This window comes from Candidatus Obscuribacterales bacterium, from assembly GCA_036703605.1.
GTDB lineage: Bacteria > Cyanobacteriota > Cyanobacteriia > RECH01 > RECH01 > RECH01.
Genome location: DATNRH010000855.1, coordinates 1 through 15,077 on the forward strand (window position 1 = coordinate 1; position 15,077 = coordinate 15,077).

Genomic DNA, 15,077 nt, shown 5'->3' on the forward strand with positions numbered 1-15,077 from the left:
GAACGTGCCCCATGGATGCCTCAACCCGATAGCCCGCGGGGAGGTAGTTGCGAATAGTCCGTGCTTTGGTTGGAGATTCAACGATGACGAGAGTTGACATGAGCCTTAAATAGGATTCAGTGGATGAGTGGATCTGACCAAGACTAGACAGCCTTGAGAGTGAATGAGAGACGAGTTGATGAGCTTAGACTCTCCCGTGAGTTGTCCGTCCCGCGAATTGTCCGTCCCGTGAGTTGTCCGTGCTTCATGGTAAGACCCAGGGTTGCCCCATCCCCCAGACGCTGGGCCAGCGAGTCCGGATATGCCGATCCAATTCTGCCTGCATGACTTGCCCTCGAATCTGCTTAGGACTACCGTCTTGTATGCCATGAGATGGTTTACAGGTGTGAACCTTACAGCCTAGGTTTTCACTGCCTACCCTTCTAATCAGCTTGCTATACTATCCCGTCCTAGCATGAGAATGGAACAACATCAAATGAGCTGTTAGATCTCTACTTATAACTGATGTCGGCAGAAATACAAGGAAAAATTGCGATCGCTGCCCCTCAACCCGGTAAGTTTGCAGAGTATGATCCACAATGGAAAGGGTTCGTAAAGCTAGGGAATTCACTCCCCTCCCATAAATTTCATCGCACAATTTAAGATATGGTGTGAAAGGAAATGTCCTCTTAAAAATTATCCTAAGCATTTCCCTGTCCTTACACGATCTGCTCGCCATTTCTGTCCGCCACTACTGACCCTTAAAGCGCTCAAGCTCTTATGGACGTTGCTAACTTAGCCGCACAACTTAACGCTCAAGTCATTTTGCCAGAGGGTATCGTCATCGCTACCCTGCTCATCATCTTGGTAGGAGACCTCATTGTTGGCCGTACATCCTCCGCCCAATGGTCACCCTACGTAGCCGTGACGGGTCTCCTCGGAGCGGTTGTTGCCCTTGCTTTGCAATGGGATCTTGATAACCCTATTTCCTTTCTGGGGGCGTTTAACAGCGATGCGCTAAGCATCGTCCTGCGGGGTATTATTGCCCTTTCAACCGCCTTCACTATTTTGATTTCCATTCGGTATGTGGTTCAGGCTGGGACAGCCTTGGCTGAGTTCATCGTGATTTTGATGACAGCCACCGTGGGCGGCATGTTTCTCTGCGGTGCCGATGAACTAGTCATGGTGTTTGTGTCGTTGGAAACCTTGAGTATTTCCTCATACCTGTTGACCGGATACATGAAGCGCGATCCCCGCTCCAATGAAGCCGCGCTGAAGTATCTCTTGATTGGTGCCGCCAGTTCAGCCATCTTCCTCTACGGTGTGTCTTTGCTCTACGGCTTGTCTGGAGGAGAAACCCGCCTCTCAGCCATTACGGCCAGCATCATCAGCGGTAATGCTCAAGACTCGATTGGTCTGCTCATTGCCCTCGTCTTTGTCATCGCCGGAATTGCTTTCAAAATTGCCGCTGTTCCCTTCCACCAATGGACGCCAGACGTTTATGAAGGCTCCCCTACGCCAGTGGTGGCATTTTTGTCGGTAGGTTCCAAGGCTGCTGGTTTTGCCCTAGCGATTCGCCTGTTGGTGACGGCCTTTCCATTGGTGGCCGACCAATGGCAGTTTGTGCTCACAGCCCTTGCCATCCTAAGTATGGTATTGGGGAATGTGGTGGCCCTAGCCCAAACCAGCATGAAGCGCCTGTTGGCCTATTCGTCGATTGGGCAAGCTGGATTTGTCATGATTGGGTTGATTGTGGGTACAGATGCAGGCTATTCCAGCATGGTGTTCTACCTAATGGTCTACCTGTTTATGAACCTAGGCGGGTTTGCCTGTGTGATTCTCTTCACTCTGCGTACCGGCACCGATGAGATCACGGAATACAGCGGTTTGTATCAAAAAGATCCGCTATTGACCCTCTGCCTCAGCGTCTGTCTCCTATCCCTCGGGGGGATTCCACCCTTAGCTGGCTTCTTTGGGAAGCTCTATCTCTTTTGGGCTGGCTGGCAAGCCGAGGCCTACACCCTGGTTTTGGTGGGTCTGTTGACCAGCGTCATCTCCATTTACTACTACATCCGTGTGGTCAAAATGATGGTGGTGAAAGAGCCCCAAGAAATGTCAGATGCCGTGAAGAACTATCCAGAGGGCATGTGGAACCTCTTTGGTATGCGCCCGTTGCAGGTGAGCTTGGTCTTAGCTCTCGTGGCCACCTCCCTAGCGGGTGTCTTGTCCAACCCCCTCTTTACCTTGGCCAACAACTCTGTTCTGCGCACACCGTTGCTCCACTCGCCGGTAGTGACTCAGGTTGAGCCAGTGCTTCCAGTTGCCCATGTTGATGCAACTGCCGAAGATCTCAGCTAGGGGTCTAACTTCACTACTCGTTGCCCTGAATAATCTGCTTTACGGTTGTCAGGGCTTCGAGGCTAATAAATCCCCGGCGATGACCTTTATGATTGGACATACCCAGGGCAATCGGTAGGTTGAACTTTGGGTTTCGATAAAACCGGGATGATGCGTTGATATATACTGTAGCGCTGGCCATCTGTGAGGCAAACAAGCGACTTTCTTGATAAGACTCCGTCGCTAGGCAGTCGGCATGGCCACTACTGTAGCGGTTCATCCAAGCGATCGCATCATCTAAGTCTCTCACCCATTTAAAGGCAATAGTTCGGTTAAGATAGGGCTGCCGCCATTCCGTGGGTGCTACGGGGCTCAGCTCAGGAAATTCTTTGGCTAATTCTTCATCGCCCTTCAGCTCATAGCCTTTTTCCAACAGGCTACCCCACAGCAGCGAGAGGGATGAAGGGAGATGGTTACGGTGGATCAAAACTTTTTCGATCGCATTGACGGGATCGGGCTCGCTGGCATGGCTATCCAAAATCATCCAGCGGACAAGGTCGATACCAGCAGAAGGCGACCAGTAGAGGTAACAGTTGCCGATCGCTGTTTTGAGGACAGGGGCTGTGGCTTGACGCATGACTTGATGGACTAGGCTAGCCCGACCGTAGGGAATCACCAAATTCACAGCGCGATCGCAGGTGACGAGCTCGTGGGTGAGATCGCCACAGTCTGACGGCAGGGCCTCCAGGCTGCTGGTGGGCAATCCAACCTGCTCTAGGGCCGCCTGCAGGATACTGGCAAACATATGGTTAGACTGGCTAGCCTCACTACCTCCTTTGAGGATGAGACTATTGGCCGTGCGCACACACATCCCCGCTGCGATCGCCCCCAGTTCTGGAAAGGCTTCGTAGACCAGCGCTACCACTCCTAAGGGCATCAGTTGGCAATAGGTTTGCCCCTGGGCTACCGCGTAGGGCGGATTTTGCACCTGCTGCAGTGGATCGGGCAAGTCGCTCAGACGCTGCAAAATGGCGATCGCCGTTTGCAACCGTTCGGGCGTTAATTTCAGCCAGTCCAGGATGAGCTCGGGTACAGCCATTTCCCGACTCGCTTCTAGGTCAAGGGTATTGGCTTCTAAAAGATCATCCTTGTAGGTTTTGATCCCCTTAGCCATTGCCTGTAGGGCACGACTGCGATCGCTGCCGCTGAACTTTAGCAGCTCAAGCGAGGCCTCGTGGGCCCGTTGGGTAATGACCGGGATCAGATCAGGTGAAGAAATGGAGGAATATGCTGCCATGAACTACTGTCGATAGGCCATCCAGAGCATCAACACTAGCATCACAATGACTAGTGCAGCAATGATGCGAAATGCAACATCAGAACTCAAAATTGACTGCAAGATGGTGATGAGGAGTAAGAACGCCAACCCCAGCAGAATGACTAACATGAGGACAGGCAAATAGCCCCGTGCCAAGGATGGGTGCACCATGCTCCACTGTCGTCCTGTCCAGCGCCAGACTTTCTTGTAGGGGTAGTGGGACGACAACTGCTCTAGAGCATAGCCATTTTCTTGAACAACAAAGATTTGCTGGCAGCGATCGCACCCAAACGCCTCAGTGAGAGTAATCGGCTTCAGTTGACCATGACGGCGGCACGGACAGGGATACTCAGCACTTAAATCAATCTTGTGAGGTTTTTGTGGTTGCACAAGTAACCCTAGCGGTGAAAAAGGTTGAATAGCTTAGCCTGGTAAGGGTTGCACCACCCTTGCATGGATCGATAGAAGTAGTAGTCCAGTTCGACTGCTAGCCTGAGCACTGACTGAGCCGGCTGCTCTCGATGGTTGTAACCATGGCGATCGCTGACGTTTGACCCATTTTAACGTGTGCACGGGCATAAGGCTGGGGATCGCTGAACCAACTAACAGCCCTACTGTCTGTTCCGTTATTGAGACCATGACAACCGAGGAAAAGAGCCTAGACGGAGGATTAAGTCCAAGGGCGAAACCAACTAACGCTGTTGACACCCCAAACAGGAGGTCAACGCTTAGAGGCTTAACCGTTCAAATCGTAATCTGTAGCCTAGCAAACCCTCGAAAATTGTCAAGGTAGCTATGCTATGGTTCAAAGCAACGGAATACCAGAAGTCTGGTTTCAGAATTGCCAAGACTTACCGGCATCGGACAAGACTTAAATAACTTGGGTTTCTTAAGCGGGTAACGCGATTCGAACGCGCGACATTCACCTTGGCAAGGTGACGCTCTACCACTGAGCTATACCCGCAATTTCTTGTGCTTTATTAATGTGCCAGAAATTTTAGACCCTGTCAACCCATTTGGGCTGAAATTTTGAGCTAGCCCCGTCACGTTTCCAAAAACTCACCCCAGGGGATCACGGGCGGGGCTGAAATTAGCTCACCGTCCCTAGGCGTCTAGATTGCCAGGCTCGGCAGCGATCGCTTGGGAAACATTGGGTAGAGGCTGGGAGGAATTGCCTACCAGTTGCCCCTGGGCGTTTCCTGTGGGAGCTCGACGAAGCTGGCGCATCAAGCTGGCCATTTCAATAGCACTCATGGCATAGTTCCAGCCTAGATTGCTCTTGATGCCGGCGCGCTCTAAAGCCTGCTGCATATTGTCGGTGGTGAGGATGCCGAAGGAAATGGGCACCCCGGTTTGAAAGGCCGCAGCAGCGACGCCCTTAGACACCTCAGAAGCTACGTAATCAAAATGGGGCGTTTGCCCCCGAATCACGGCTCCTAGGCAAATAATGGCATCATAACGACGGCTGAGCGCAAGCTGGTGCGCAACAACCGGAATTTCAAAACATCCAGGCACCCAGGCATAGTCAACCTGAATGCCTGATGGATTGGGATCAATTCCATGACGCTTCAGGCAGTCTTGACACCCTTCCAACAACTTACCCGTAACTAAGTCGTTGAAGCGGCCAATCACGATTGCTAGGCGCAAATCCTGAGTTTGGGTAAAACTGCCCTCAAAAACTGTCATTATTTATAACGTTTTGTAACATCAAAAGATTGGCTCGACGCTGAAACCTGGGACTATTAAACTACCAAGTAATTTAAGACTCCCACCAAAATAACCAGAGCAACCCAAACGCCAGATCCTAGAAACAGAAGCCGTCTAGATTGATCCCAGTTTTGCGGTGACGCATAGGCCACGGGTACTCCGATCACCATGATGAACGAGAGTGCAACTAGCGCAAACAAGAATAGGTTGAAAACAATTGTCATTCCCTTGGTTCTCCCACTAGATCGTGAAGACTACTGCAAACAATACGAGAGACTCAGCCAGCCAGCGTTTTGGAACATCGGGAAACCCGAGCTTGCCCCATGATCGAGACCTGTCTGTGTCATGGAGAGCGATCGATGCACAAACGCCTGTGCGTTGAACACCCCCAGTAGTTAAGCTATCAGAAATTGCCCCTCTCTCTGCACTTAATATTCTAGGACTTTCAGAACCTGCGGTGCTGAGGCTGGTTGACTGACCCATCTTTTGGCGTAGGCTAGGTTGAGCAATGGGAAACCCAGCGCTAGCTTAGATGCCGTTAGACTATGCTGACGCTTGTCCAACCTACGAGAAAATCAGGATTACAGGAGTTTTTGTCCGTCCATCAGGTGCTGAGCTGTTGAGGCTGGCCAGGTTCCCAACCAATCTACAGCAACCTATCGTCTCTCGATCGCTGCCGTTTGACGCTTAAATAGTGGGAGGAGGAAAACTCCACCCATGGTTTGGGATCCTCTAACTCTGCTGGTTGACCTAAAAAATAGCGTTATGGACTACGAGACCGCCCACCACATTTTGCTCACCCAAGGCCAGGTTCCAGCGGCGGATCCCAATCAATTTTTGATGCGGTTACAGACAGGGCGTCCACCGGTGCCGGGGCAAGTGACGACCATTTTGCTGGCGCTGAAGGTGATTTTTGAAGAATTACGGGAGATGCCGACCCTCGATCGCGATCTGGCTAACGCGCTATACCAACTGGCAGGAGATAGTCGCCGCTGGTATGACCAAGGACGGCAGCAGGGTATAGACTGGCCGCCACTTTTGGATGAGGACTTGCAGCGGATTGCGATCGCTGTTCGCAGTATCTTTGCCGATACGTGGCACAATGCTTGAGCCTGGCTCTGCCGTCAGTCTATCCTCTAGTCGCCTAATCTATGAGCCGAGATTTGTTTGCCCAAGCGGCGATCGCCCAAGTTCCCAAGCTGTTAACCCTGATGGATCGCAATCGCCATAGCCCTACCTATGGATGTGGCGATCGTAACTTTTGGCATTACAAAATCATCGACTTTCCCAGCGGCATGGCCCAGGAGTTTGTCTGGCCCTTGGCGTTGGCCTACCAAACCGATTGTCCTGATAATCCTTTCTATCACCAGGCAGCCCTGCGAGACTGGGTAGCGGCCGGCATTCGCTACGCCGCCCGCAGTGCCCATCCCGATGGCTCCTGTGACGATTACTTTCCCTTTGAACGGGCCAGCGGTGCCGCAGCCTTTTCCCTGCTGGCCTGCTTAGAAAGCTACGAGATCATCGGCATGGATGACCCAGCGGTACAGACCTTTTTGGCCCAGCGAGCAGACTGGCTCGCCCATCATCAGGAAAGTGGGCGGCTGTCCAACCATCAGGCGTTGATTGCCTTGGGGTTGGAGCGTTTGTCTGCGCAGCTCCACAGCCATCAATGGGATCGAGCTAAGGCGCTGCGCCTAGAACAGGTGTTAGATTGGCAAGACTCGGAGGGCTGGTTTCAGGAATATGAAGGCTGCGATCCGGGCTATCACACGCTCACCATCTCCTGCTTGGCGCGTCTGTATGACCTACGCCCCGATCCGCGCATCCAGGAAGCGATCGCCAAGGCGGTAGAGCTGGCTAGCTATTTTGTCCATCCCGATGGCTCCTACGGAGGCGAATATACCAGTCGCAACACCTACAACTTTTTTCCCCATGGCTTTGAACTCGTGGGGCGCTGGCTACCCCAAGCCCTGACCATCAACGATCGCTTCCTGACCGGTCTGGGGCAAAACCTCGGCCCCTGCTACGCCGACGACCATATCATTGGCCACCATGCTTGGAACTATCTCCTAGCCTGGCAAGACTTTCAGCCCCGTGTGGATAACGGAACCCCCGCGAGCCCCCCCGAGCGCGATCGCATCTGGCTACCCCATGCCCGTCTGTTGATCGATCGCCGCCAGGATACGGAGCTGTACCTAGCGCTGAACAAGGGTGGGGTGTTTAAGCTCTTTCGCGATCGCCAGCTTGTGGTGTCCGACACGCAATTCTCCGTTCAGGTGCGGGTGGGCACATCGGTCAAAACAGCGGTGGCTCACTTGGTAGGTGACTATCGCGTGGAGCAGAGTGAGGACGCGATCACGATTCGGGGTGCCTTGGGCTGGGCGAAGCAAACGCAGATGACGCCTCTAAACCTGTTGATCCTGCGCATCGTCATGCTGACCGTGGGGCGATTCTTTCCCGATTTGATTCGTCGCCTGCTGCAGCGAGTGTTGATTGTGGGTAAAGCTCCCGCTCCCTTCCAGTTTGTGCGGCACTTGAGCTGGGAGGATGGGCAATGGCAGGTGACGGATGAGCTCCATGCCCAGAGCTGGGAGGCGGTGCATGCAGTGGCAATCGGCGGCGATCAAACGTCCATTTACGTGGTCATGAGTCGCACCTTTCAGGCTGGTCAGCTCCAGCCTTGGCTAGACCTGACCCCACAGGTACGCACCCTGGAGTCAGGGAATCCCCTCATTCTAAAACGACGGTTGTAGAAGGGTGGCGTGTGACAGGTCTAGCTTAGAAAAGCCGTGTATCTACCGTACCCAGGGGCGCAAATTCAGCCTATAAAGATTGGGTACTTATCTATGATCAATCCAGTGTTTAGGATGCATGGCATGAACGTAGCCTTCAAACAATCGCGGTGGGTAGGTTCATGGTGCTATACCGTTCATCCAACATGCTGGTAGATGGCCATGGATACAGCTTTCCTGACTCAACTTCATGCCTATTGCCAAGATGATGCAGCATTTGCTGAACTCCAGCAGATTTTGGCAACCTCCGGCCCCGCTGTGCCCACGCTGCTACCGATGGGACAGCAGTCTATTCTCTTTCGCGTGATCACGAAGATTCGCGAATCTCTGGATTTAGCCACTATTTTTCAGACCACCGCCACGGAAGTGCGACAAACCCTAAACGCCGATCGGGTAGGCGTGTTTCGCTTCTATCCCAACTCAGGCTGGGATGATGGGGTTTTTGTGTCCGAAGATGTAGTGCCTCCCTATCGATCGGCGATCGCTGCCAAGGTGCATGATCACTGCTTCGGCGAAAGCTATGCCAGGCGCTACCAAAAAGGCAAGGTCTACGCCATTGATGATATTTATGCAGCCCATCTCAGTCCTTGCCACATCAGTATTTTGGAGCAGTTCCAAGTGCAGGCCAATTTGGTGGTGCCGCTGCTGCAGGGTCAGTATCTTTGGGGACTACTCTGCATTCACCAATGCGCTCGCCCACGCCTATGGCGTCCGGCAGAAATTCACTTTGCCCAGCAGGTAGCGACCCACTTGAGCGTAGCCATTCGGCAGGCAGAACTGTTAGAAACAACTCGGCAACAGGCGGAGCAACTAGCGCAGATGCTGCAGGATTTGCGCCATAGCCAGACCCAGTTAATTCAGCACGAAAAAATGTCTAGCCTAGGGCAGCTAGTGGCAGGGGTAGCCCATGAAATCAACAATCCTGTGAATTTTATTTACGGCAACCTGTCCCATGCACAGCAGTATGCTCAGGACTTAATCAACCTAATTGGTCTCTACCAACAGATCTACCCCGATCCACCGCAGTCTATCCACGATCGCATTGACGATATTGATCTAGACTTTCTGCAAATTGATATCCTATCAACCCTGAAATCGATGCAGGTGGGAGCCGATCGCATTCGGCAAATTGTTCTATCCCTTCGCAACTTTTCTCGGTTAGACGAAGCCGATATGAAACGGGCGAATCTCCATGAAGGGCTGAATAGCACCTTATTGATTCTGCATCACCAACTCAAGGCCACCACCCACCATCCAGCCATTGAGGTGGTGCGCGACTATGGAGACCTCCCGCAGGTGGACTGTTTGCCGGGGCAGCTCAACCAGGTGTTTATGAATATCTTGAGTAATGCCATTGATGCACTGCGAAGCACGGGGGCTCCAGACGAACCCTTCATCACAATCCGCACCTTCTGCACAAAGGCGATCGCTCCTCAGCCAGAAACCATCACCATTGCGATCGCCGACAATGGCCCGGGCATTCCTGCCAACATCCAGCCCCGATTGTTTGATCCCTTTTTCACCACCAAGCCCATTGGTGAAGGCACGGGTTTAGGACTGGCTATCAGCTATAGGATTGTCACGGAAAACCACCATGGCACAATTCGCTGCATCTCGCACCCTGGCCAGGGCTGTGAATTTCAAATTACCATTCCTGTAACCCAAGGGGCGATCGCTTCCGAGTAGCAAGGTCTTAGGACGTTTAGAATAGGGAACATCCCGTTTGCTGTTGTGTCCTTGAAACCCCATTATCAAATTCCTATCGAAGACTGTGGCGAACCTCTGGTGCCGCTGCCCGCCGATGAGTTTGCCTTCGAGCAACCCCACGCCTATGTCAGCTTAGGGGCACCCTATGGCGATCGCTCTCCCTTTTTTGTACGGCAGGGGGTACTCAATCGTCTGCGCACCGCCCAAGCCCAGTTGGCGACCCACCATGCTGACTGGCGGATTTTGATCTTCGACGCCTACCGACCCATTGCTGTGCAGCAGTTTATGGTGGACTATACCCTAGCGGAACTGTTGGACAAACGTCAGATTGAGGGCGATCGCTTAACGCCAGGCCAACAGCAGCAACTCCTTGATGAGGTCTATCAGTTTTGGGCTCCACCCAGCGCCGACCCGGCAACGCCACCGCCCCACAGCACAGGTGCAGCGGTGGACATTACCCTTGTGGATAGCCACGGGCGGCCCATTGACATGGGGTCACCCATTGATGAAATGTCGCCCCGATCCTACCCTGACCATTACCAAGCAGCGATCGCTACCCACCCCCAAGCAGCCCAATTCCACGCCCATCGGCTGCTGTTGCGACAGGTGATGACCAAGGCTGGATTTTGCCAACATCCCCAGGAATGGTGGCATTTTTCTTGGGGTGATCAGCGTTGGGTTTGGCAAGAGACGGTTCAACCCGCGATCGCCCGCTATGGAGGGCTTTAGGTCTGGAAAGCTGGGGTATGCCTGAGGAGATGCGCAGGTCTAGGATGCACCGCAGTAGGTATTCACCTCGTTCACGAGGGCTGTTTCTTGCCCCGTAGCCGTTTGCAAATCAGCAACAGCCTGCTGGGCAGCATCGTTATCCAGGGCACCCACGGCTGTGTAGATAGCACGGCTAGCGCGGCTGGTTTCCTCATACATGGCCACGAACCGCTGCTGATAGTCTTGCAGTTGCTCATCCGCAAATTCTAGTCCTTGCATATCGGCGACCGCCTGATCTGCCGTATCTGCAATGGTATTCAAGGCCTCTGGGTCATCCGGGCTGGCTGCGGTAGTCACCTCTTGCACAGCACTGACCGCACTATTAGCGACTTCAATCAAACGATTACACTGAGCAACTTTGCTTTCACCACAGGCAGCCAGGGTGAGGCCCAGAAGGGCGATCGCAGACATAGAGGCTCTATAGCACAATGACATGGGTGTGTTTCCCCCTAGGGTGTAGTAGTTAGAACGAATGCAGGAATATGGAAGAACTGGACACGTCGCACGGCGGCGGTTACCCGTTATGGCAGGGCATGATTGAACGATTGAGGAAACGTATCATACCGCATCACCACCACCGCTGGGTTGTTGCCCCAAAGGGTAGTGAGGAAGATGGGGTAATGGGTGCTAGTCGGCTGACATGCTAGCCCCTCCATCTATCTTGCCAAGACAGCTTGCGCACATCCTTGCCAAGATAGTACGACATTCCTGGATGGCTTGTAGCTTTCTTGCCTTGGCTAGTGATGTAGAAAGAGAGTCTTGTTTCAAAATCCGATGGGGCGAGCATAACGTCTATCTCCCCAACGTTATCCATCACCGCGATATGTTGATAGGAGCGTTGCATGGGCTTGAGTGTAGGCCTTGGGAGTATTGAAATCATCATGAACCAGGGCAGAGGGCCACTCCACCCGGTGGATCTGATCGTAGACCTGCTGCACCACGGCTCTCAGACCCAGGGTTTCGTCTCGAATCTGATGGAGATGGGGCAGGAGAGTGGCAGAGAATAGGAGGGGATGGCCGAGTTTGCCCTGGTATATTGGGGCGACAATAGGCGCGGCGTGCCGCTTATACGCGTTGAGCAGCGCCACATATAGGTCTGCGGGGCGGGGTTGATCGATGGCGCAGAGAACCAGAGCAGTGACATCCGTGGGAAGGTGGGCCAGGCCGCTGAGAATGGAGCTTACCTTACCCTGTTCGGGATGGGGATTAATCACAATCTGGGTGTTGGGAGCGCAGTCTACTTGGCGGTGGGCATTGTGGGAGCCAAGCACCACGATGGGGATGAGGCCGGCCTGGTGCATCTGTTCGGTTTGGTAGGTAAGCAGAGAGGGGCGATCGCCCCAAGGCAGGGTAGTCTTACAGCGGCCCATGCGGTGGGAGGCACCGGCGGCGAGGAGGAGGGCGGCATAGGTCATGGGACGGAAGGTTTACAACGACGAATTTGGATGAGCTGGGCACAGATGCTGACGGCAATTTCCTCGGGGGTGAGTGCGCCGATGTCGAGACCGATGGGGGCATGGATCGACGAGAGGCGATCGCCCTCTACGCCGTCCTGTTCCAATTGCTTAAAAACTCGATGGATGCGGGCTCGACTGCCAATCATGCCGATATATCGGGGGTTAGGCGCTTGGAGGAGCGATCGCAGGGCCGTGAGGTCGTGGTGGTAGCTGCGGGTGACCAGAGCAATGTAGCTGGCGGGAGGTAGGGTGGGGAGGTGCTCGGTGGCGATGACTCCGGGGGGCAGGGTTGGCCACAAGTCTGGGCGATCGTCTTGGATCCAGACCTGAAAGTCAATGACCTGGGCTAGACGAGCGAGGGACAAGCCCACGTGCCCAGCTCCCACAATCAGCAGGGTGGGACTGGGATGCAGGACATGGAAGAACTGCTGACCATCGGGGGCGATCGCACTTTGGTTGAGAAGAGTGATCGATAGGGTCGGCAATGTGTCGGAGAGAGGGATCGTCAAGGTCACGGCATGGCCGGCGCTGAGCTGGGTGATCAGGATCTGCAGGAGGGCGATCGCCTCGTCCCCCACCCACGGGGCGACCCACACCTGCATCTGGCCACCACAGACCCCATGGCGGCCGGGCTGGGCCGTGGCCGCCAGGTCAATGGTCACTCGCTGGGGGATTCCCTGACAGAGCACGTCACGGCCCGCCTCAATCACCGCTGCCTCCCCCGCCCCGCCACCGATGGTATTCCAGGTGCGATCGCCTGTGATCGCCATCATGGCCCCCACCTCCCGAGGCACCGATCTTTGGGTGTGGATCACGGTCGCGATCGCCACCGGTTCCTGGCACAAGACATCCAGCACCTGGCGATAAAACTCAAGGGTCATGACGTTCGTGCAAAGCCCGCCACACCCGTTCCGGGGTCATGGGCAGTTGGTAGAGACGCACGCCGGTGGCATTAGCGATGGCATTGGCGACGGCGGGAGCGGTGCAGTTGGTGCCAATTTCGCCGATGCCCTTGGCTCCGAGGGGGCCGTGGGGGTCGGGCTGTTCGATGAATTCAATCTCAATCGGGGGGATCTCTTTAGCCAGAGGCAGGCGGTAGGTGCGAAACAGGGGATTGACCGTCTGCCCCTGACTATCGCGAATTAGCTCTTCCTGGAGGGCATAGCCCAGCCCCATGACCGTGCCGCCAATGGCCTGGCCTTCGCAGATCCGTGGGTTGATGGCTTTACCAATGTCGAGCACCTGCACACAGCGCAGCACCGTGACCCGACCGGTGTCCAGATCCACCTCAACTTCCACGCCCTGTACGGCGAAGGTGAGAGTGGAGGCATCGGCGGCGTAGGATTGTTCCACGGTCAGGATTTCGCCGGTGGCCAGCACTTTCTCGGCTAGGGTGGTCAGGGGCAGGGATGTCGGCCCCATCACCTGGGTGGAGGCAAGGGATAGATCGGTGGACGATAGGTTCAAGAGCTGGCTGGCCTGGTGCAGCAGCAGCGATCGCAGCTCCTGGGCGGCGCGCAGGCAGGCGGTTCCGGAAATATACAGCGTGGCAGAGGCGTAGGAGCCAGCATCAAAGGGCGTTTGTTGGGTATCGGCGGCAATTAGATCAATGGCCTCGACGGTGGTGCTCAACTGATCGGCAATGATCTGGCGCAGGGTAGTGTCGGAGCCGGTACCCACGTCCACGGCACCGGTGCGCAGTTCGTAGCGGCCATCAGGCTTCAGCCGTAGGCTTACCCGGGCCTCGTGAATTTTGGCTAACCCGCTGCCCTGCATGGCGATCGCATACCCCACCCCCCGCCGCCGCGATCCCTCGACCACCGGCGCAGAATTGCCCAAGCGCTGCTGTACCCGGGCCACGGCTTCCTCTAGACCATAGCTGCCAATCAGGTGGAAATGGTGGTCGCTGCCCAGCAGAATTTCTCCTTGGGGGGTGATCACTTGGCGTCGTCGCAGGGCAAGGGAGTCTAAACCCAAAATGGCGGCCATTTCATCCAGATGACACTCGACCGCGAAGACCCCCTGGGTGGCCCCATAGCCGCGAAAGGCTCCAGCGGGCATGGTGGTGGTGTAGACCGATCGCCCCACAAACCGCTGATGGGCGCAGCGATATAGCCCCAGGGGCATACTGCCGGTGAGAAAGACCACCTGGGTGCCGTGGTTGCCGTAGGCTCCGGTGTTGGCGATCGCCCCCATCTCCATGGCAGTAATGGTGCCGTCGCGGGTCATGCCAATTTTGAGAGTGATGTGGGTAGCGTGGCGGCTGGTGGTGGCGGTGAATTCTTCTTGGCGAGTAAACTGCCAGCGCACGGGGCGACCGGTTTTCAGCGTGGCCCAGACGCAGAGGTCTTCGGTGAGAATTTCCTGCTTATTGCCAAAGCCGCCGCCAATTTTGGACTTAAAGACCCGAATTCGATCCGAGGGCAGGTCAAAGAGTTCCGACAGGATGCGCTGGCAGTGGAAGGGAACCTGGGTACTGGAGCGCACGGTCAGGGTGCCGTCGTCTTCTAGCCAAGTGAGGCTGACGTGGGGTTCTAGGTGGGCATGCTGCACGGCGGGAAGCTGGTAGGTACGTTCCAGCACCAGATCAGCGGCGGCAAACCCAGCGGCCACGTCCCCTTTTTCCAGGCGCACCTCCCCGGCAATATTATGGGCCGCGTCGTGGATTTGGAACGACTCCGGCTCATCGTGGATCACGGGCGGGGCCGGCGGGGACGATCGATCGGGCAGCATCTCCAGGGCGCGATCGCCCATGGACAGCAAGGGGTCAAGCACAGGAGGCAAGACCTCGTAGTCTACGTCGATTAACCCACAGGCCTGAAGCGCGATTGCCTCGGTTTCAGCCACCACTGCCGCCACGCGATCACCCACAAACCGCACTTTGTTGTCTAACAGATAATGATCATGGGGATCGGGCACCGGCGCACCATGGCCAGCGGTGGAGTAGGGGCGGCGTTCCGCGTCCTCATGGGTGAGCACCAGCACCACGCCGGGCAGAGCCTTGGCTTTCTG

Annotated in this window: 12 protein-coding genes and 1 tRNA gene; 5 read left to right on the forward strand and 8 right to left on the reverse strand. The window is 55.1% G+C overall.

Features of this window, described 5'->3' with window-relative positions; genetic code table 11:
* The first annotated feature begins 759 nt into the window (after positions 1 to 759).
* A complete protein-coding gene (locus tag V6D20_17620; protein ID HEY9817602.1) occupies positions 760 to 2,337 on the forward strand; it encodes an NAD(P)H-quinone oxidoreductase subunit N in 1,578 nt (525 codons plus the stop codon).
* A gap of 13 nt (positions 2,338 to 2,350) precedes the next feature.
* On the opposite strand, the gene V6D20_17625 is transcribed toward V6D20_17620, so the two are convergent.
* From V6D20_17625 to ribH, 4 genes are all read right to left on the reverse strand, one after another.
* A complete protein-coding gene (locus tag V6D20_17625) occupies positions 2,351 to 3,613 on the reverse strand; it encodes a glutamate-5-semialdehyde dehydrogenase (protein HEY9817603.1) in 1,263 nt (420 codons plus the stop codon).
* Positions 3,614 to 3,616: 3 nt separating this feature from the next.
* Positions 3,617 to 4,024: a hypothetical protein gene (locus V6D20_17630; protein HEY9817604.1), complete on the reverse strand. Its 408-nt coding sequence runs from the start codon at positions 4,022 to 4,024 to the stop codon at positions 3,617 to 3,619.
* 502 nt (positions 4,025 to 4,526) lie between these two features.
* Positions 4,527 to 4,598 (reverse strand) — tRNA-Gly (locus V6D20_17635).
* 140 nt (positions 4,599 to 4,738) lie between these two features.
* Positions 4,739 to 5,320, reverse strand: coding sequence for a 6,7-dimethyl-8-ribityllumazine synthase (gene ribH, locus V6D20_17640; protein HEY9817605.1), 582 nt, complete (start codon positions 5,318 to 5,320; stop codon positions 4,739 to 4,741).
* A 738-nt stretch (positions 5,321 to 6,058) separates the two neighbouring features.
* Here ribH and V6D20_17645 point away from each other — a divergent pair.
* The 4 genes from V6D20_17645 to V6D20_17660 all read left to right on the forward strand — a co-directional run bounded on the left by V6D20_17645 (position 6,059) and on the right by V6D20_17660 (position 10,569).
* Positions 6,059 to 6,451, forward strand: coding sequence for a hypothetical protein (locus tag V6D20_17645; GenBank protein HEY9817606.1), 393 nt, complete (start codon positions 6,059 to 6,061; stop codon positions 6,449 to 6,451).
* Between the two features lie 41 nt (positions 6,452 to 6,492).
* On the forward strand, positions 6,493 to 8,094 hold the full coding sequence (locus V6D20_17650; GenBank protein ID HEY9817607.1) for a hypothetical protein: 1,602 nt from the start codon (positions 6,493 to 6,495) through the stop codon (positions 8,092 to 8,094).
* Positions 8,095 to 8,295: 201 nt separating this feature from the next.
* The gene (locus V6D20_17655) at positions 8,296 to 9,819 is read left to right on the forward strand and encodes an ATP-binding protein (protein HEY9817608.1); all 1,524 of its coding nucleotides are present in this window, start codon (positions 8,296 to 8,298) and stop codon (positions 9,817 to 9,819) included.
* A gap of 45 nt (positions 9,820 to 9,864) precedes the next feature.
* Positions 9,865 to 10,569, forward strand: a complete 705-nt coding sequence (locus V6D20_17660) for a M15 family metallopeptidase (GenBank protein ID HEY9817609.1) — start codon at positions 9,865 to 9,867, stop codon at positions 10,567 to 10,569.
* A gap of 39 nt (positions 10,570 to 10,608) precedes the next feature.
* Here V6D20_17660 and V6D20_17665 read toward each other — a convergent pair whose 3' ends face one another.
* From V6D20_17665 to V6D20_17680, 4 genes are all read right to left on the reverse strand, one after another.
* On the reverse strand, positions 10,609 to 11,043 hold the full coding sequence (locus tag V6D20_17665) for a hypothetical protein (protein HEY9817610.1): 435 nt from the start codon (positions 11,041 to 11,043) through the stop codon (positions 10,609 to 10,611).
* A 371-nt stretch (positions 11,044 to 11,414) separates the two neighbouring features.
* Positions 11,415 to 12,023 carry a nucleotidyltransferase family protein gene (locus V6D20_17670; protein ID HEY9817611.1) on the reverse strand — a complete coding sequence of 203 codons (609 nt, stop codon included), beginning with the start codon at positions 12,021 to 12,023 and terminating at the stop codon, positions 11,415 to 11,417.
* Complete coding sequence (locus V6D20_17675) at positions 12,020 to 12,946, reverse strand: XdhC family protein (protein HEY9817612.1); 927 nt, start codon at positions 12,944 to 12,946, stop codon at positions 12,020 to 12,022. Before V6D20_17675 ends, V6D20_17670 begins: the two co-directional genes overlap by 4 nt.
* On the reverse strand, positions 12,936 to 15,077 hold a 2,142-nt coding region (locus V6D20_17680), incomplete at its 5' end, for a molybdopterin cofactor-binding domain-containing protein (protein HEY9817613.1). The genes V6D20_17675 and V6D20_17680, both read right to left, overlap by 11 nt.

Coding starts and splice junctions, on each gene's coding strand:
- V6D20_17675 (HEY9817612.1), bottom strand. CDS start 12,946: ATGACCCTTGAGTTTTATCGCCAGGTGCTGGATGTCTTGTGCCAGGAA.
- ribH (HEY9817605.1), bottom strand. CDS start 5,320: ATGACAGTTTTTGAGGGCAGTTTTACCCAAACTCAGGATTTGCGCCTA.
- V6D20_17625 (HEY9817603.1), bottom strand. CDS start 3,613: ATGGCAGCATATTCCTCCATTTCTTCACCTGATCTGATCCCGGTCATT.
- V6D20_17650 (HEY9817607.1), top strand. CDS start 6,493: ATGAGCCGAGATTTGTTTGCCCAAGCGGCGATCGCCCAAGTTCCCAAG.
- V6D20_17620 (HEY9817602.1), top strand. CDS start 760: ATGGACGTTGCTAACTTAGCCGCACAACTTAACGCTCAAGTCATTTTG.
- V6D20_17645 (HEY9817606.1), top strand. CDS start 6,059: ATGGTTTGGGATCCTCTAACTCTGCTGGTTGACCTAAAAAATAGCGTT.
- V6D20_17655 (HEY9817608.1), top strand. CDS start 8,296: ATGGATACAGCTTTCCTGACTCAACTTCATGCCTATTGCCAAGATGAT.
- V6D20_17670 (HEY9817611.1), bottom strand. CDS start 12,023: ATGACCTATGCCGCCCTCCTCCTCGCCGCCGGTGCCTCCCACCGCATG.
- V6D20_17665 (HEY9817610.1), bottom strand. CDS start 11,043: ATGTCATTGTGCTATAGAGCCTCTATGTCTGCGATCGCCCTTCTGGGC.